This is a genomic window from Streptomyces sp. 1-11, from assembly GCF_007176755.1.
Taxonomy (GTDB): domain Bacteria; phylum Actinomycetota; class Actinomycetes; order Streptomycetales; family Streptomycetaceae; genus Streptomyces.
Genome location: NZ_BJTV01000016.1, coordinates 92,499 through 110,598, shown reverse-complemented (window position 1 = coordinate 110,598; position 18,100 = coordinate 92,499). Strand labels below are relative to the sequence as shown.

Below are 18,100 nucleotides of genomic sequence, written 5' to 3'. Positions count from 1 at the left end.
TTCGTCGAACCAGGGCGTGGACACCCTGAGTGAGGACACATATCGCCATGCTCGGCCGCAGATCGAGGACAGCCGCAAGGACCGCCCCTGTGCCCACGGCCGGCTGAGCCGATGGGTGCCGATCGCGCTTACGCGTACGGCGCCGCCGCCGGCCTTCTCGGCGACCTGCTCCTCGGCGATCCCCGCCGCGGGCACCCGGTCGCCGTGTTCGGGCGGGCGGCCGCTGCCGTGGAACGCGTGCTGTGGCACGACCACCGCGGCTGGGGCGCGCTGCACACCGCCGTGTGCGCCGGCGGCGCCGTGGCCGCCGGACTCGTCGCCGAACGGGCCGTGCGCCGCTCCCCCGTCGCCTCCGCCGCGCTGACCGGCGTGGCCACCTGGGCCGTCGTCGGGGGCACCTCCCTCGCCCGCGAGGCCCGGACCGTCGGGCGCGCCCTGGAGGCCGGGGACCTGACGGCGGCCCGGGCGCGGCTGCCCCACCTGTGCGGCCGGGACCCGCAGGCGCTGGACGCCGACGGGATCGCCCGGGCCGTGGTCGAGTCCGTCGCCGAGAACACCTCCGACGCCGTCGTGGGCGCGCTGGTGTGGGGCGCCGTGGGCGGGGTGCCGGGTCTGCTCGGGTTCCGGGCCGTCAACACCCTGGACGCGATGGTCGGTCACAAGTCGCCCCGGCTGCGCCGGTACGGCTGGGCGTCCGCCCGCCTCGACGACGTCGCCGGGTGGCCGGGGGCCCGGCTGACCGCGGTGCTCGCCGCGCTCGCGGGTCCTGACCCGCGCGGCGCCGTGCGGGCCTGGCGGGCCGACGCGGCCAGGCACCCGAGCCCCAACGCCGGGCCCGTGGAGGCGTCGTTCGCCGGCGCCCTCGGGGTGCGGCTGGGCGGGACGCTCTCCTACGCCGGGCGGGTGGAGCACCGGCCCGTGCTCAACGGCGGCGCCGGGCGGACCGTCCGGGCCGCCGACATCGAACGGGCCGTACGGCTCTCCCGCCGGGTCGGCCTGCTCGCGCTCGGTGTCACCGCCGGCGCGCGCCTCCTCGTGAAGGGACGTGGCAAGTGAACGGCGGTCTCCTCGTCGCCGGCACCACCTCCGACGCCGGCAAGAGCGTCGTGACGGCCGGTATCTGCCGGTGGCTGGTGCGCCAGGGCGTGAAGGTCGCGCCGTTCAAGGCGCAGAACATGTCCCTCAACTCCTTCGTCACCCGCGAGGGCGCCGAGATCGGGCGGGCGCAGGCGATGCAGGCGCAGGCCTGCCGGGTGGAGCCGACCGCGCTGATGAACCCGGTGCTGCTCAAGCCGGGCGGTGAGCAGAGCAGCCAGGTGGTGCTGCTGGGCAGGCCGGTGGGCGAGATGAGCGCGCGCGGCTACCACGGCGGCCGGCAGCAGCGGCTGCTGGGCACGGTGCTGGACTGCCTCGCCGAGTTGCGGGGCACGTATGACGCGGTGATCTGCGAGGGGGCCGGATCGCCCGCGGAGATCAACCTGCGGCGGACGGACATCGTCAACATGGGCGTCGCGCGGGGCGCGCGGCTGCCCGTGCTCGTGGTCGGCGACATCGACCGGGGCGGCGTCTTCGCCTCCTTCTTCGGCACCGTCGCCCTGCTGGCGCCCGAGGACCAGGAACTGGTCGCCGGGTTCCTGGTGAACAAGTTCCGCGGGGACGTCTCCCTGCTGGAGCCGGGCCTCGACATGCTCCAGGGCCTCACCGGGCGGCGCACCTACGGAGTGCTGCCGTTCCGGCACGGGCTCGGCATCGACGAGGAGGACGGGCTGCGCGTCTCGCTGCGCGGCGCCGTCAGGGAGTCCGCCGTGACGCCGCCGGCCGGCGAGGACGTGCTGCGGGTCGCCGTGTGCGCCGTCCCGCTGATGTCCAACTTCACCGACGTGGACGCGCTGGCCGCCGAACCGGGCGTCGTGGTGCGGTTCGTGGACCGGCCGGAGGAACTCGCCGACGCCGACCTGGTGGTGGTCCCGGGCACCCGCGGGACCGTGCGGGCGCTGGCGTGGCTGCGCGAGCGCGGGCTCGCGGACGCGCTCGCGCGCCGGGCCGCGCAGGGCCGCCCGGTGCTCGGGATATGCGGCGGCTTCCAGGTCCTCGGCGAGCACATCGAGGACGAGGTCGAGTCGCGCGCCGGCGCCGTCGACGGGCTCGGCATGCTCCCCGTGCGAGTGCGGTTCGCCCGCGAGAAGACCCTGGCCCGGCCGTCCGGCGAGGCCCTGGGCGAGCCGGTCGAGGGGTACGAGATCCATCACGGGGTCGCCGAGGTGCTCGGCGGCGAGGCCTTCCTCGACGGCTGCCGGGTCGGCTCGGTGTGGGGCACGCACTGGCACGGCTCGCTGGAGTCGGACGGCTTCCGCCGGGCCTTCCTGCGCGAGGTGGCGGCCGCCGCGGGGCGCCGCTTCGTGCCGGCCCCCGCCACCTCGTTCGCCGCGCTGCGCGAGGAGCAGCTCGACCGGCTCGGCGACCTGATCGAACAGCACGCGGACACGGACGCGCTGTGGCGGCTCATCGAGTCGGGCGCGCCGCAAGGACTGCCTTTCATTCCACCGGGAGCGCCCGCATGAGCACAGTGTTGTTGTTGTCGACCGCCGACACCGATCTGCTGGCGGCCCGGGCCTCCGGCGCCGGGTACCGGATCGGCAATCCGGCCCGGGTGGACGTGGCCGGGGAGCTGCCGGGGCTGATCGAGGGCGCGGACCTCGCGGTGGTACGGCTGCTGGGCGGCAGGCGCGCCTGGGAGGACGGGCTGGCCGCGCTGCGGGCGTCCGGCGTCCCGACCGTGCTGCTGGGCGGCGAGACGGTGCCGGACGCCGAGCTGATGGCCGAGTCGTCCGTGCCCGCGGGCGTGGTGGCTCAGGCGCTCGAGTACCTCGTCGAGGGCGGCCCGGAGAACCTGACCGAGCTCGCGCGGTTCCTCTCCGACACCGTCCTGCTCACCGGCGAGGGGTTCGAGGAGCCGCGCCGGATGCCGGAGTTCGGCGTCCACGGCTCGTACGCGCTCCGCGACGGCCGCCCGACCGTGGGCGTGCTGTTCTACCGGGCGCACGAACTGAGCGGCAACACCGCCTTCGTGGACACGCTGTGCGAGGCGATCGAGGCGCGCGGCGCCAACGCCCTTCCGGTGTACTGCGGTTCGCTGCGCGACGCGGACCCGGGGCTGTACGAGCTGCTGGGGCGCGCCGACGCCCTGGTCGCCACCGTGCTGGCGGCCGGCGGCACGCACGCCTCGCAGGCGTCCGCCGGCGGCGACGAGGAGTCCTGGGACGTCGGGGCGCTCGCCGGCCTCGACGTGCCCGTGCTGCAGGGGCTGTGCCTCACCTCGTCGCGGGCCGCCTGGCTGGAGTCGGACGCCGCCCTGTCCCCCATGGACGCGGCGATGCAGGTGGCCATCCCGGAGTTCGACGGCCGGCTCGTCACCGTGCCGTTCTCCTTCAAGGAGCAGGGCCCGGACGAGGTCCCGGTGTACGTCGCCGACCCCGAGCGGGCCGCGCGGGTCGCCGGGATCGCCGTCCGGCACGCCGGGCTGCGGCACAAGCCGAACGCCGACAAGCGGATCGCGCTGGTCTTCACCGCCTACCCGACCAAGCACTCCCGGGTCGGCAACGCGGTCGGCCTGGACACGCCCGCCTCGGCGGTGCGGGTGCTGGACGCGCTGCGGGACGCCGGATACCTGGCCGAGGGCTACCCGGACAACGGCGACGAGCTGATCCACCGGCTGATCGAGGCCGGCGGGCACGACGTGGAGTGGCTGACGGAGGAGCAACTGGCCGCCGCGCCCGCCCGGGTGCCGCTGGCCGCGTACCGGGAGTGGTTCGGCCGGCTCGACCCCGGGCTGCGGGAGGCGATGACCGAGGCGTGGGGCGAGCCGCCGGGCAGCCTGTACGTGGACGGCGAGGACATCGTGCTCGCCTCCCTGCGGTTCGGGAACGTCGTCGTGATGATCCAGCCGCCGCGCGGATTCGGCGAGAACCCGATCGCGATCTACCACGACCCCGACATGCCGCCCTCCCACCACTACATGGCCGCCTACCGCTGGCTGGAGGCCGCGCCGTCCGAGGGCGGCTTCGGCGCCGACGCGATCGTGCACATGGGCAAGCACGGCACGATGGAGTGGCTGCCGGGCAAGGGCCTGGGCCTGAGCGGCGGCTGCGCCCCCGACGCGGTGCTCGGCGACCTCCCGCTGGTCTACCCGTTCATCGTCAACGACCCCGGCGAGGGCACCCAGGCCAAGCGGCGCGGGCACGCCACGGTGGTCGACCACCTGGTGCCGCCGATGGCACGCGCGGACACCTACGGCGACCTGGCCAAGCTGGAACAGCTCCTGGACGAGTACGCGCTCGTCTCCGACCTGGACCCGGCGAAGGCGCCGGCGGTGCGGGCGCAGATCTGGACGCTGGTCAAGGCGGCCGAGCTGCACCACGACCTGCACGTCGACGAGCAGCCGGACGACGAGGCGTTCGACGAGTTCGTCATGCACATCGACGGCTATCTGTGCGAGATCAAGGACGTGCAGATCCGCGACGGACTGCACGTCCTCGGGGGCGGCCCGGAGGCCGAACCGCGGGTGAACCTGGTCCTGGCCGTGCTGCGCGCCTCCCAGGTGTGGGGCGGGCGGGCGAACGCGCTGCCGGGGCTGCGGGCCTCGCTGGCCGCCCACTTCGGGCTGGACGAGAAGGAGCTGCTGGCCGAGCCCGGCGCCCCGGTGAAGGCGCCGGTAGAGCTGACCGACCTGGTGGAGGGACCGGCGCGCACCGCGTCCGACGCGGTCGACCTGCTGGAGCAGCTGTGCCGGCGGCTCGCGGAGGGCATGGAGGAGCGCGGCTGGGACGTCTCAGCCGTCCGGGGTCTCGTCGGCGACGTCCTCGGCACCGAACTGCCCGACGCCGTCGCCGTGCTGGAGTTCGCGTGCACCGAGGTCGTGCCGCGCCTCGCCCGCACCACCGACGAGATCGGGCACATCCTGCGGGCCCTGGACGGCGGTTACGTGCCCGCGGGCCCCTCGGGCTCCCCCACCCGCGGTCTGGTCAACGTGCTGCCGACGGGCCGCAACTTCTACTCCGTCGACCCCAAGGCCATCCCCTCGCGCCTGAGCTGGGAAGTCGGGCAGTCCCTGGCGGACTCCCTGGTCACCCGGTACCTCCAGGACACCGGCGAGTACCCGAAGTCCGTCGGGCTCACCGTCTGGGGCACCTCCGCGATGCGCACCCAGGGCGACGACATCGCCGAGATCCTGGCGCTGCTGGGCTGCCGTCCGGTCTGGGACGACGCCTCGCGCCGGGTGACCGGCTTCGAGGTGATCCCCCCCGAGGAGCTGGGCCGGCCGCGCATCGACGTCACGGTGCGCATCTCCGGCTTCTTCCGGGACGCGTTCCCGCACGTGGTCGGGCTGATCGACGACGCGGTCCGGGCGGTGGCCGAGCTGGACGAGCCCGCCGAGGTCAACCACGTGCGGGCGCACGTGGACGAGGACACCGCGGAGCACGGCGACCGCCGGCGGGCGACCGCCCGCATCTTCGGCTCCAAGCCGGGCGCGTACGGCGCCGGACTGCTGCCGCTGATCGACGCCCGCAACTGGCGCTCCGACGCCGACCTCGCCGAGGTGTACGCGGTGTGGGGCGGTTACGCCTACGGGCGCGGGCTCGACGGGCGGGCGGCGCGCGGGGACATGGAGACGGCGTTCAGGCGGATCGCGGTGGCGGCGAAGAACGTCGACACCCGGGAGCACGACCTGGTCGACGCCGACGACTACTTCCAGTACCACGGCGGCATGGTCGCCATGGTGCGCCACCTCACCGGCGCCAACCCCGAGGCGTACGTGGGCGACTCCGCCGTGCCGGACCAGGTGCGGACCCGCACGCTCGGCGAGGAGACGCACCGCGTGTTCCGGGCGCGGGTGGTCAACCCGCGCTGGATGGCGGCGATGCGCCGGCACGGCTACAAGGGCGCCTTCGAGATGGCGGCGACCGTGGACTACCTGTTCGGCTACGACGCCACGGCGGGCGTGGTCGACGACTGGATGTACGAGAAGCTCAGCGCGGAGTACGTCTTCGACCCGGAGAACCGGGACTTCATGAAGAAGTCCAACCCGTGGGCGCTGCGCGGCATCACCGAGCGGCTGCTGGAGGCGGCGGACCGCGGGCTGTGGGCGGAGCCGGACGCGGACACGCTGGAGCGGCTGCGCGCCACCTACCTGGAGCTGGAAGGCGACTTGGAGGGCGACCAGTGACCACCCCGTTCCCTTTCACGGCCGTTGTCGGCCAGGACGACCTGCGGCTCGCGCTGCTGCTGAACGCCGTGTCGCCGGCGGTCGGCGGTGTGCTGGTGCGCGGCGAGAAGGGCACCGCGAAGAGCACGGCCGTCCGTGCCCTGTCCGCGCTGCTGCCGCGGGTCGCCGTCGTCCCCGGGTGCCGGTTCTCCTGTGACCCGGCGGCACCGGACCCGTCCTGCCCGGACGGTCCGCACCGGACCGGCGAGGGCGCCGAACGGCCCGCGCGGATGGTCGAGTTGCCCGTGGGCGCGTCCGAGGACCGGCTGGTCGGCGCCCTGGACATCGAGCGGGCGCTCGCCGAGGGCGTGAAGGCGTTCGAACCGGGCCTGCTGGCCGACGCCCACCGCGGGATCCTGTACGTGGACGAGGTCAACCTCCTGCACGACCATCTCGTGGACCTGCTGCTGGACGCGGCCGCGATGGGCGCCTCCTACGTCGAGCGCGAGGGGGTCTCGGTCCGGCACGCCGCCCGGTTCCTGCTCGTCGGGACCATGAACCCCGAGGAGGGCGAGCTGCGGCCGCAGTTGCTCGACCGGTTCGGGCTGACCGTGGAGGTCGCCGCCTCGCGGGAGCCGGACCAGCGGGTGGAGGTGGTACGGCGCCGGCTGGCGTACGACAACGACCCCGGCGCCTTCGCCGCGCGGTGGGCCGGCGAGGAGGCCGCCGTCCGGCAGCGGATCGTCGCCGCGAGGGAGTTGCTGCCGCGGGTGCGCCTCGGCGACGGCGCGCTGCGGCAGATCGCGGCGACCTGCGCGGCCTTCGAGGTGGACGGCATGCGCGCCGACATCGTGATGGCCCGTACCGCGACCGCGCTGGCCGCGTGGGCGGGGCGGACCGAGGTGCTCGCCGAGGACGTGCGGCAGGCCGCGCTGCTCGCGCTCCCGCACCGGCGGCGGCGCAACCCCTTCGACGCGCCGGGGCTGGACGAGGACAAGCTGGACGAGACGCTGGAGCAGTTCTCCGGCGAGGGCGAGGACGAGGGCGACGACGACCCCGACCCCGGCCCCGAGGGCCCCGGCGGCGGTGGCGGGCAGCCGGCGCCCGACGGCGGCCCGGAGGACGACGGCGGCGCGGCCGCGCCGCCGGAGAACGGTGCGGGCGGGCAGCCGCAGCCCTCCGGGGGGCAGGAGCAGCCGGCCGCACGGGCCGCCGAGCCGTTCCGCACGAAGGTGCTGAGCGTGCCCGGCGTCGGCGAGGGCGCGGCCGGCCGGCGTTCGCGGGCGCGTACCGAGCACGGGCGGACCACCGGGGCCAGGCGGCCCCGGGGCGCGCTGACCAAGCTGCATCTGGCGGCGACCGTGCTGGCGGCGGCGCCGCACCAGCGGGCGCGGGGGCGGTCCGGGCCCGGTCTCGTGGTCCGCCGGGACGATCTGCGGCAGGCGACCAGGGAGGGGCGGGAGGGCAACCTCGTGCTGTTCGTGGTGGACGCCTCCGGGTCGATGGCGGCGCGGCAGCGGATGAGCGCCGTGAAGGGCGCGGTGCTGTCGCTGCTCCTCGACGCCTACCAGCGGCGGGACAAGGTGGGTCTGGTGACCTTCCGGGGGTCCGCCGCCGACCTGGCGCTGCCGCCGACCTCCTCCGTCGACGCGGCCGCCGTCCGGCTGGAGTCGCTGCCGACCGGCGGCCGTACGCCGCTGGCGGCCGGGCTGCTGAAGGCGCACGAGGCGCTGCGGGTGGAGCGGCTGCGGGATCCGGCGCGGCGGCCGCTGGTCGTGGTGGTGACGGACGGACGGGCCACCGGCGGCCCTGAGCCGGTGGCCCTGGCGGGGCGGGCGGCGCGGCTGTTCGCGGCGGAGGGCGTCGCCTCGGTGGTCGTGGACTGCGAGTCGGGGCCGGTGCGGCTCGGGCTCGCCGGGCGGCTCGCGGGCGACCTGGGCGGCACCGCGGTGACGCTGGACGAGCTGCGGGCCGACTCGATCGCCGGGCTGGTCAGGGATGTGCAGGGGACTTCGAGGAGGGCCGCGTAATGCCGCAGGGGCAGCCGAGTGTCGTACCGGACGACGGGCTGACGACCCGTCAGCGCCGCAACCGTCCGCTGGTCGTCGTGCACACCGGCGTCGGCAAGGGCAAGTCCACCGCCGCCTTCGGGCTGGCGCTGCGGGCCTGGAACCAGGGGTGGCCGATCGGGGTGTTCCAGTTCGTCAAGTCCGCCAAGTGGAAGGTCGGCGAGGAGAACGCGCTGCGCGTGCTCGGGGCCTCCGGCGAGGGCGGGAGCGTCGACTGGCACAAGATGGGCGAGGGCTGGTCCTGGGTGCAGCGGGACATCCAGGGTGACAACGCGACCAACGAGGAGAAGGCCCGGGAGGGCTGGGAGCAGGTCAAGCGGGACCTGGCGGCCGAGACGTACCGGCTGTACGTGCTGGACGAGTTCGCCTACCCGATGCACTGGGGCTGGGTGGACACGGACGAGGTGGTGGACGTGCTGCGCGCCCGGCCGGGCACCCAGCACGTGGTGATCACGGGGCGGAACGCGCCGCGCAAGCTGGTGGATCTCGCCGATCTGGTCACCGACATGTCCAAGGTCAAGCACCCCATGGACGTGGGCCAGAAGGGCCAGAAGGGCATCGAGTGGTGATGTCGCCGGTGCCCCGGCTGGTCGTCGCCGCGCCCGCGTCGGGCAGCGGCAAGACCACCGTCGCCACGGGGCTGATGGCCGCGTTCGCCGCACGGGGGCTCGCCGTGTCCCCGCACAAGGTCGGGCCGGACTACATCGACCCCGGGTACCACGCGCTCGCCGCCGGGCGGACGGGCCGCAACCTGGACGCGTACCTGTGCGGGCCGGAGCTGGTCGCTCCGCTGTTCCTGCACGGGGCGCGGGGGTGCGGCCTCGCCGTGGTCGAGGGCGTGATGGGGCTGTACGACGGGGCGGCGGGCCAGGGCGAGCTGGCCTCCACCGCCCATGTCGCCAAGCTGCTGCGGGCGCCGGTGGTGCTGGTCGTGGACGCGTCCTCGCAGTCGCGGTCGGTGGCGGCCCTGGTGCACGGGTTCGCCTCCTGGGACCCGGAGGTGCGGATCGGCGGCGTGATCCTCAACAAGGTGGCGTCCGACCGGCACGAGGCGCTGCTGCGGGAGGCGCTGGACGCCTCCGGGGTTCCGGTGCTCGGCGTGCTGCGGCGGGCGGCTCGGATGGACACGCCGTCGCGGCACCTGGGGCTGGTCCCGGCCGCCGAGCGGCGGGCCGCGGCGGTGGACGCCGTGGCGGCCATGGCGGCCGCGGTGTCCGAGGGCTGCGATCTGGACGCGCTCCTGCGGCTGGCGCGGAGCGCGGGCGCGGTGCCGGGCGCGCCCTGGGACCCGGCCGAGGCCCTGGCCGCCGCGGCCGGGCCCGCCGGGAGGCGGGGGCCGGTGGTCGCCGTCGCCGGCGGCCCGGCGTTCACCTTCTCCTACGCGGAGCACGCCGAGCTGCTCGCCGCCGCCGGCGCCGAGGTCGTCACCTTCGACCCGCTCCGGGACGAGAAACTGCCCGCGGGCACCGCCGGGCTGGTCGTCGGGGGCGGCTTCCCGGAGGTGTACGCGGCCGAGCTGTCCGCCAACGAGCCGCTGCGCGAGGCGGTCGCCGGACTCGCGCTGGGCGGCGCTCCGGTGGCCGCGGAGTGCGCGGGGCTGCTCTACCTGTGCCGGGAGCTGGACGGGCGGCCCATGTGCGGGGTGCTGGACGCCGGCGCCCGCATGGGCGAACGGCTCACTCTCGGCTACCGGGAGGCGGTGGCCGTCGGCGACAGTGTGCTGGCCGTCGCGGGGACGCGCACGCGCGGGCACGAGTTCCACCGCACGGTCGTCGAGCCGGGCGCCGGCGCCGCTCCCGCCTGGGGGCTCACGGCTCCGGTCCGGCGCGTCGAGGGTTTCGTACAGCAGGGCGTGCACGCGAGTTATCTGCACACGCACTGGGCCGCCGCGCCCGGTGCCGCCCGTCGGTTCGTGGAGAGGTGCCGGACGTCATGAGCAGCAGGCTGGTCGGAGTCGGGGTCGGACCCGGCGACCCGGAGCTGGTGACCGTCAAGGGGGTCAACGCGCTGCGCGCGGCCGAGGTCGTCGTCGTCCCCGTGCTGGACACGGGCGAGCGCGGCCGGGCCGAGGCGACGGTGCTGCACTACGTGCCCGCGGAGAAGGTCGTCCGGGTGGTGTTCGCGCTGAACGAGCGGACCGACCGGGCCCGCCGGGAGGCCGCCTGGGACGCGGCGGGCGAGCGGGTCGCCGGGCTGCTGGAGCGGCACGGGTCGGTCGCCTTCGCCACCATCGGCGATCCCAACGTGTACTCGACGTTCACGTATCTCGCGCAGACCATCGCGGAGCTGGTGCCGGGGACCGTGGTGCAGACCGTGCCCGGGATCACCGCCATGCAGGATCTGGCGGCGCGCTCCGGCGCGGTGCTGACGGAGGGCACCGAGCCGCTGACCCTGGTGCCGGTGACGGCGGGCTCGGCGGCGCTCAGGGAGGCGCTGGCGGGGCCGGGCACGGTCGTGGCGTACAAGTTCGGGCGGCAGGCCACCGAGGTCGCCGAGGCGCTGCGGGAGACCGGGCGGATCCAGGACGCGGTGTGGGGCTCGGCGCTCGGGCTGCCGGAGGAGTCGGTGCGGCCGGCCGCCGAGCTGGACGGGGCGCCGCTGCCGTACCTCTCCACGCTGATCGCGCCGCCGCGGCGCGACGGCGGGCGGGGCGGGAAGCTGTGAGACGGCCCGTGCGGTCAGCCCCCGGAGACGCCGACCACCAGCCAGATGAAGGCCACACCCGCGACCGTGAACAGCAGGGTGGAGCGTGCCGGGTGCTCGTGGTGGGCCTCGGGCAGGATCTCGGCGGCGGCGAGGTAGAGCAGCACGCCGCCGAAGAGGCCGAGATAGCCGCCGAGCACCGGCTCGGGGATGTGGACGAAGACCGTCGACAGCGCGCCCAGCAGCGGGGCGCAGGCGTCGGCCAGCAGCATGCCCATCGCCCGGCGGCGGGCGTTGCCGTACAGGCTGGTGATGGTGAACGTGTTGAAGCCGTCGGCGAAGTCGTGCGCGATCACGGCGAGCGCCACGGACGCGCCCATGCCGCCGCCCACCTGGAAGGCGGCGCCGATGGCCACGCCGTCCATGGCGCTGTGACCCACCATCGCGGCCGCCGCCGTCAGGCCCACCTCGGGCGCGCGGTGCACGTGCTCGTCGCCCCCGTGCGACGCCTGGCGCGCGGCCAGGGTGCGCTCCACCAGATGGGCCAGCAGGAACCCGGCCACGAACAGCAGCAGGGCCGCCGGCACGCCGAAGATCTCGCGGTCCGCCGCGTGCAGCGCCTCCGGGAGCAGGTCGAGGCCGACCACGCCCAGCATCAGGCCGCCGGCCAGACCCAGGACGAGATGGCGACGGTCGGTCACGCGCTGTGCCGTCCAGCCGCCGGCCAGCGTCATCAGGAACGCGCCGAGCGCGACGAAGACCGCCATGGGCCCTTGCTATCCGATGAAGGCGCCTTCGCGCACATCCGGGGCCTTCCGCACTCCCCCAGACCCTGACGTTCCATCCCATAACAGACCTGCGTCTTTCCCACGAGAGGACCCCTTCCCATGGCCATGGCCGATGCCCCCGCCGGCAAGGTGACGTTCGTCGGTGCCGGCCCCGGCGCCGCCGATCTGCTGACGTTCCGGGCCGCGCGCGCGATCGCGGCGGCCGACGTGGTGATCTGGGCGGCGAGCCTGGTGCAGGCCGAGGTCCTCGAGCACGCCCGGGACGACGCGGAGGTGCTGGACTCGGCGGCCATGTCGCTGGAGGACGTGGTGGCCGTCTACCGGCGGGCGCACGCCGGGGGGCTGCGGGTCGCGCGGATCCACTCCGGTGACCCGGCGCTGTGGGGCGGCACCCAGGAGCAGCTCGACCGGTGCGCGGAGATCGGCATCGCGACGGAGGTCGTGCCGGGGGTGTCCTCGTTCTCCGCCGTGGCCGCCCTCGCCCGGCGGGAGCTGACCATCCCCGAGGTGGCCCAGTCGGTCGTCCTGACCCGGCTCGGGGGCGGCAAGACGCCGATGCCGCCCGGCGAGGAGGTGCGCGAGTTCGCCCGGCACGGCACCACGATGGCGGTGTTCCTGTCGGCGGCGCGCAGCGGCCAGCTCGTGCGGGAGCTGCTGGAGGGCGGCTACCCGACGGACACCCCGGTGGTCGTCGCGTACCAGGCGACCTGGCCGGAGGAGCTGGTCGTCAAGTGCACGATCGGCACGCTGGAGGAGACGGTCAAGGAGCACCGGCTCTGGAAGCACACCCTCTTCCTGGTCGGCCCGGCCCTGGACGCCCACGGGACCCGCTCGCACCTGTACCACCCCGGCCACTTCCACGGGTACCGCAAGGCCGACCCGGAGGCGCGGCGGGCGCTGCGCGAGCAGAGGGCGAAGAGTTGATCACGGTCGTCGGCACCGGGACGGGGGCGCCGGTCCCGGGCGAGGTGCTCGCCGGGGCCGCACTCGTCGTGGGCGGACGGCGGCACCTGGACGCCGTGGACCTGCCCGAGGGTGCCGGGCGGATCGTGCTGGGGCCGCTGGCGCCCGCCCTGGACGCGATCGGGGAGTGCGTGGACCGGGGACTGCCGGTGGTCGTGCTGGCCTCCGGGGACCCGGGGTTCTTCGGGATCGTGCGGGCGCTGGCCGAGCGGTTCGGGCCGGGCCGGCTGGACGTGCGGCCGGGGGTGTCCTCGGTGGCCGCCGCGTTCGCGCGGCTGGGGCTGCCGTGGGACGACGCGGTCGTGGTCAGCGCGCACGGGCGGGACCTGCGTACGGCGGTCAACGCCTGCCGGGCGCACCCGAAGGTGGCCGTGCTGACCGGGCCGGGCGCCGGGCCGGCCGAGCTGGGAGCCGCGCTCGGCGGCGGCCGGGTGCTGGTGGTGGCGAGCGCGCTGGGCGATCCGGAGCGCGAGCGCGTGGAGCGGGTGACGCCCGCCGAGGCCGCCGCCCGGGACTGGGGCACGGCGGTGAGCGTGGTGCTGTGCCTGGACGAGGCGCGGACGCTGGGCGCGGTGCGGACGGTCGCCGGGGCGGGGGCGCGGCCCGCCGGATGGGCCCTGGACGAGGGCGAGTTCGCGCACCGCGACTCGATGATCACCAAGTTCGAGGTGCGGGCGCTGGCGCTGGCCCGGCTGGGCCCGCGCCTGGGCGACCTGGTGTGGGACGTCGGGGCCGGTTCGGGTTCGGTGGCCGTGGAGTGCGCGCGGCTCGGCGCGGCCGCCGTCGCCGTGGAGCGGACCGCGGAGGGGGCCGGGCGGATCCGGGCCAACGCCACCGCCCACGGGGTCGACGTGGACGTGGTGCACGGTGCGGCGCCGGACGCGCTGGACGGGCTCGACGACCCGGACGCGGTGTTCGTCGGCGGCGGGGGGCGCGAGCTGCCGGACATCGTCGGCGCGTGCGCGCGGCGGGCCCGGCGGACCGTCGTCGTCGCCCTGGCCGCGCTGGACCGGGTGCCGGCCGCGCGGGCGGCGCTGACGGGCGCGGGGCTGCGCTGTGACGGCGTGCTGCTGCAGTCGTCCCGGCTGGCGCCGCTGCCCGGGGACGTGACCCGGCTGGCGGCGGCCAATCCGGTTTTCCTGCTGTGGGGCGTCAGGCCCCCGGCGACCAGTGAAGGAGTAGCGAAGTGATCGGCCTCATCTCCGCCACCGCGGCGGGCGCGGCGGCGCGCGACCGGCTGGCCGCGGCCTGGCCGGACCGTACGCGGGTGTACGACGGCGGCGCCGGGGAGGCCGTACGGGCCGCGTTCGCCGAGTGCGAGCAGCTCGTCTGCTTCCTGGCGACGGGCGCGGCGGTACGGCTGCTCGCGCCGCTGCTCGGCGACAAGACGGCCGACCCCGGCGTGGTGTGCGTGGACGAGGGCGGCCGGTTCGCGGTGTCGCTGCTCGGCGGGCACGGCGGCGGAGCCAACGAACTCGCCCGCGAGGTGGGCGGGCTGCTGGGCGCCGAGCCGGTGGTGACGACCGCGACGGACGCGGTGGGACTGCCGGGCCTCGACACCCTCGGACTCCCGTACGAGGGCGCTGTCGCCGCGGTGTCGCGGGCCCTGCTGGACGGCGAGCCGGTCGCCCTGGCGGCCGAGGTGCCGTGGCCGCTGCCCGCGCTGCCCTTCTCGCCGGCGGGCGCGTACACCGTGCGGCTCACCGACCGGGCCGTGGCCCCGGGCGAGCGGGAGGTGCTGCTCAGGCCGCCGTCCCTGGTGGTCGGCGTGGGCGCCTCCCGGGGCGCGCCGGCGGACGAGGTGCTCGCCCTGGTCGAGGAGGCGCTGCGGGAGGCGGGTCTGTCGCCTCGGTCGGTCACGGAACTGGCCACCGTGGACGCCAAGTCCGAGGAGCCGGGCGTCGTGGCCGCGGCGGAGCGGCTGGGGGTGCCCCTGGTGACGTACCCGGCGGCTGAGCTGGCGGACGTGGCGGTGCCCAACCCGTCCGGCGCGCCGCTCGCGGCCGTGGGCACGCCCTCGGTGGCGGAGGCGGCGGCGCTGGCGCGCGGCGGCGAACTCCTCGTGCCCAAGCGGAAGTCGGTGCGCGCCGACGGCCGGCCGGCGATGGCGACCTGCGCCGTGGCACGGCGCCCGGGCCGCGGGCGGCTCGCCGTGGTCGGGCTCGGTCCGGGCGCCCGGGACCTGCTCACCCCGCGCGCGACGGCGGAGCTGCGGCGGGCCTCGGTGCTGGTCGGCCTCGACCAGTACGTCGATCAGATCCGCGACCTGCTGCGGCCCGGCACCCGGGTGCTGGAGTCGGGTCTCGGCGCGGAGGAGGAGCGGGCCCGTACGGCCGTCGAGGAGGCCCGGCGCGGGCACGCGGTGGCGCTGATCGGCAGCGGTGACGCGGGCGTGTACGCGATGGCGTCGCCCGCGCTCGCCGAGGCCTCCGACGACATCGACGTGGTCGGCGTGCCGGGCGTGACCGCCGCGCTCGCCGCGGGGGCGATCCTCGGGGCGCCGCTCGGCCACGACCACGTGTCCATCAGCCTGTCCGACCTGCACACGCCGTGGGAGGTCATCGAGCGGCGGGTGCGGGCGGCGGCCGAGGCGGACATCGTGGTCACCTTCTACAACCCGCGCTCCCGGGGCCGCGACTGGCAGCTCCCGAAGGCGCTCGCGATCCTCGCCGGGCACCGGGACCCGGCGACGCCGGTCGGCGTGGTGCGCAACGCCTCCCGGCCGGACGAGTCGAGCCGGCTGACCACGCTCGGCGGACTGGACCCGGCGACGGTCGACATGATGACGGTCGTCACCGTGGGCAACACCGCGACCCGGAGCGTCGCCGGGCGCATGGTGACCCCGCGCGGCTACCGCTGGCAGGAGGCGCCGAAGTGAACCGTGTCGTCCACCCCATCGAGCAGGAGTCCTACCGGCGGCTGCGCGCCCGGCTGGACACCTCGCACCTCCCGCCGCTGACCCGGGCGGTGGTGGAGCGGGTCGTCCACTCCGCCGCCGACCTGGACTACGCGACCGACCTCGTCACCGACGAGCACGACCTGGTCAGGGCGCACGCCGCGCTGCACGCCGGGGCGCCGGTCGTCGTGGACGTCGAGATGGTCGGGGCCGGCATCACCCGCCGGGAGACCGTCTGCCGCCTGAAGGACGCCGTGGCCGGTCCGGGGCTGACCCGTTCGGCGCACGGCGTCCGGCTCGCCTACGAACAGGTCGGGCCCGGCGCCCTGTGGGTGATCGGGAACGCGCCGACCGCCCTCGAGGAGCTGCTGGCCCTGGACGCCTCCCCCGCACTCGTCGTCGGCCTGCCCGTCGGCTTCGTCGGCGCGGTGGAGTCCAAGGAGGCGTTGCGCGCGAGCGGGCTGCCCGCCGTGAGCAACGTGTCCGAGAAGGGCGGGTCGGCGGTCGCCGCCGCCGCGCTCAACGCCCTGCTGTACCACCCGATTTCCCCGAAGGAGACCCCGTGACCACCCCGCCCCCCGCCCTGCTCATCGCCGGCCACGGCACCCGGGACGAGGCCGGAGCCGAGGCGTTCCGCGACTTCGTACGGGAGCTGGGCCGCCGCCACCCCGAACTGCCCGTCGCGGGAGGCTTCATCGAGCTGTCCCCGCCGCCGCTGGGCGAGGCGGTCGCCGAACTGGTGGAGCGGGGCGTGCGGCGCTTCGCCGCCGTACCGCTGATGCTGGTGTCCGCCGGGCACGCCAAGGGCGACATCCCGGCGGCGCTGAACCGGGAGAAGGAGCGGCACCCGGGCATCTCGTACACCTACGGGCGGCCGCTCGGCCCGCACCCGGCGCTGCTGGACGTGCTGCGGCGGCGGCTGGAGGAGGCGCTGGCCGGTACGTCCGCCGAGCGGTCCGACGTGACCGTGCTGCTGGTGGGGCGCGGGTCGACCGACCCGGACGCCAACGCCGAGGTGCACAAGGCGGCCCGGCTGCTGTGGGAGGGGCGCGGCTACGCCGGGGTGGAGACGGCGTTCGTGTCGCTGGCGGCGCCCGACGTGCCCGGCGGGCTCGACCGGTGCGCACGGCTGGGGGCGCGGCGGATCGTCGTGCTGCCGTACTTCCTGTTCACCGGCATCCTGCCGGACCGGGTGCGCCGGCAGACCGAGGAGTGGGCGGCCGCGCACCCGGAGCTGGAGGTGCGCTCCGCGGACGTCATCGGGCCCGAGCCGGAGCTGCTCGACCTGGTGATGGAGCGGTACGCGGAGGCCGTCAAGGGCGATCTGCGGATGAACTGCGACTCCTGTGTGTACCGGATCGCGCTGCCCGGCTTCGAGGACAAGGTCGGGCTGCCGCAGCAGCCGCACTTCCACCCCGACGACGACGGCCACCACCACGGGGGGCACTCGCACAGCCATGCGCACTGAGGAGACCGGGGCCGTCCCGGGCGGCGGGCCCGACCTGCGTCACCACGGGGACGCGGAGACGCGTGACGACGGCGCGGGGCTGGTCGATCTGGCCGTCAACGTCCGTGCGGACACCCCGCCGCAGTGGCTGCGGGAGGAGATCGCCGCCTCGCTGCCGTCCCTCGCGGCCTACCCGGACGGACGGGCCGCGCGGGCGGCGGTCGCCGCGCGGCACGGCCTGCCGGCGGAGCGAGTGCTGCTGACGGCGGGGGCGGCGGAGGCGTTCGTGCTGCTGGCGCGGGCGCTGAAGGTGCGCCGGCCGGTGGTGGTGCATCCGCAGTTCACCGAGCCGGAGGCGGCGCTGCGGGACGCGGGGCACACCGTGGACCGGGTGCTGCTGCGGGCGGCGGACGGGTTCCGGCTGGATCCGGCGGCGGTGCCCGAGGACGCGGACCTGGTGGTGATCGGGAACCCGACGAACCCGACGTCGGTGCTGCACCCGGCCGGCTCGGTCGCCGGGCTCGCCCGGCCCGGCCGGGTTCTGGTGGTCGACGAGGCGTTCATGGACGCGGTGCCCGGTGAGCGGGAGGCGCTGGCCGGGCGGACCGACGTGCCCGGTCTCGTCGTGCTGCGCAGTCTGACCAAGACCTGGGGGCTGGCCGGGCTGCGCATCGGGTACGTGCTGGCCGCGCCGGAGACGATCGACGCGCTGGAGCGGGCCCAGCCGCTGTGGCCGGTGTCGACGCCGGCCCTCGCCGCGGCCGAGGCGTGTGTGGCGCCGCGGGCGCTGGCGGAGGCGGCGCACGCGGCGCACCGGATCGCGGCGGACCGCGGCCACCTGCTGGCCGGGCTCGCCGCGCTGGCGTCCCGCGGGGTGCGGGTGGTGTCGCCGGCGGAGGGGCCGTTCGTGCTGGTACGGCTGCCGGAGGCGGGTGCCGTACGGGGCCGGCTGCGTGAGCTCGGGTACGCGGTGCGGCGCGGGGACACGTTCCCGGGCCTGGACGGGGACGAGTGGGTGCGGGTGGCGGTGCGGGACCGGGGGACGGTGAGCGGGTTCCTGGCTGCGCTGTCGGCCGCACTGCCGTAGCCGGG

The 18,100-nt window shown here is 75.9% G+C and carries 14 protein-coding genes; 13 read left to right on the top strand and 1 reads right to left on the bottom strand.

Annotated elements, in window-relative coordinates:
* Positions 1–111: 111 nt before the first annotated feature.
* From TNCT1_RS28645 to cobI, 7 genes are read left to right on the top strand one after another with little or no spacing between them, the layout of a single operon-like run.
* The gene (locus TNCT1_RS28645) at positions 112–1,056 is read left to right on the top strand and encodes a cobalamin biosynthesis protein (protein ID WP_143637800.1); all 945 of its coding nucleotides are present in this window, start codon (positions 112–114) and stop codon (positions 1,054–1,056) included.
* The gene (locus TNCT1_RS28640; protein ID WP_143637799.1) at positions 1,053–2,561 is read left to right on the top strand and encodes a cobyric acid synthase; all 1,509 of its coding nucleotides are present in this window, start codon (positions 1,053–1,055) and stop codon (positions 2,559–2,561) included. The genes TNCT1_RS28645 and TNCT1_RS28640 overlap by 4 nt, the downstream gene beginning before the upstream one ends.
* Positions 2,558–6,223: a cobaltochelatase subunit CobN gene (cobN, locus tag TNCT1_RS28635; protein ID WP_174266488.1), complete on the top strand. Its 3,666-nt coding sequence runs from the start codon at positions 2,558–2,560 to the stop codon at positions 6,221–6,223. The genes TNCT1_RS28640 and cobN overlap by 4 nt, the downstream gene beginning before the upstream one ends.
* On the top strand, positions 6,220–8,232 hold the full coding sequence (locus TNCT1_RS28630) for a putative cobaltochelatase (RefSeq protein WP_143637797.1): 2,013 nt from the start codon (positions 6,220–6,222) through the stop codon (positions 8,230–8,232). The genes cobN and TNCT1_RS28630 overlap by 4 nt, the downstream gene beginning before the upstream one ends.
* A complete protein-coding gene (cobO, locus tag TNCT1_RS28625; protein ID WP_143637795.1) occupies positions 8,232–8,840 on the top strand; it encodes a cob(I)yrinic acid a,c-diamide adenosyltransferase in 609 nt (202 codons plus the stop codon). Before TNCT1_RS28630 ends, cobO begins: the two co-directional genes overlap by 1 nt.
* On the top strand, positions 8,840–10,207 hold the full coding sequence (locus TNCT1_RS28620) for a cobyrinate a,c-diamide synthase (RefSeq protein WP_174266487.1): 1,368 nt from the start codon (positions 8,840–8,842) through the stop codon (positions 10,205–10,207). Before cobO ends, TNCT1_RS28620 begins: the two co-directional genes overlap by 1 nt.
* A complete protein-coding gene (gene cobI / locus TNCT1_RS28615; protein WP_143637791.1) occupies positions 10,204–10,935 on the top strand; it encodes a precorrin-2 C(20)-methyltransferase in 732 nt (243 codons plus the stop codon). The genes TNCT1_RS28620 and cobI overlap by 4 nt, the downstream gene beginning before the upstream one ends.
* A gap of 14 nt (positions 10,936–10,949) precedes the next feature.
* Here cobI and TNCT1_RS28610 read toward each other — a convergent pair whose 3' ends face one another.
* Positions 10,950–11,681, bottom strand: coding sequence for a ZIP family metal transporter (locus TNCT1_RS28610; RefSeq protein WP_143637789.1), 732 nt, complete (start codon positions 11,679–11,681; stop codon positions 10,950–10,952).
* A 126-nt stretch (positions 11,682–11,807) separates the two neighbouring features.
* Between TNCT1_RS28610 and cobM the strand changes: the two genes are divergently transcribed.
* From cobM to cobC, 6 genes are read left to right on the top strand one after another with little or no spacing between them, the layout of a single operon-like run.
* Entirely contained in the window at positions 11,808–12,626 is an 819-nt protein-coding gene (cobM, locus tag TNCT1_RS28605) for a precorrin-4 C(11)-methyltransferase (protein WP_143637948.1), read from the top strand.
* Positions 12,623–13,855: a precorrin-6y C5,15-methyltransferase (decarboxylating) subunit CbiE gene (gene cbiE / locus TNCT1_RS28600; RefSeq protein WP_143637787.1), complete on the top strand. Its 1,233-nt coding sequence runs from the start codon at positions 12,623–12,625 to the stop codon at positions 13,853–13,855. The genes cobM and cbiE overlap by 4 nt, the downstream gene beginning before the upstream one ends.
* Positions 13,852–15,543, top strand: a complete 1,692-nt coding sequence (gene cobJ, locus TNCT1_RS28595) for a precorrin-3B C(17)-methyltransferase (RefSeq protein ID WP_143637786.1) — start codon at positions 13,852–13,854, stop codon at positions 15,541–15,543. The genes cbiE and cobJ overlap by 4 nt, the downstream gene beginning before the upstream one ends.
* Positions 15,540–16,127, top strand: coding sequence for a precorrin-8X methylmutase (locus tag TNCT1_RS28590; RefSeq protein WP_143637783.1), 588 nt, complete (start codon positions 15,540–15,542; stop codon positions 16,125–16,127). Before cobJ ends, TNCT1_RS28590 begins: the two co-directional genes overlap by 4 nt.
* Positions 16,124–17,029: a sirohydrochlorin chelatase gene (locus TNCT1_RS28585; protein ID WP_143637781.1), complete on the top strand. Its 906-nt coding sequence runs from the start codon at positions 16,124–16,126 to the stop codon at positions 17,027–17,029. The genes TNCT1_RS28590 and TNCT1_RS28585 overlap by 4 nt, the downstream gene beginning before the upstream one ends.
* Positions 17,019–18,095: an Rv2231c family pyridoxal phosphate-dependent protein CobC gene (gene cobC, locus TNCT1_RS28580; protein ID WP_143637779.1), complete on the top strand. Its 1,077-nt coding sequence runs from the start codon at positions 17,019–17,021 to the stop codon at positions 18,093–18,095. The genes TNCT1_RS28585 and cobC overlap by 11 nt, the downstream gene beginning before the upstream one ends.
* The last annotated feature ends 5 nt before the right edge of the window (positions 18,096–18,100 follow it).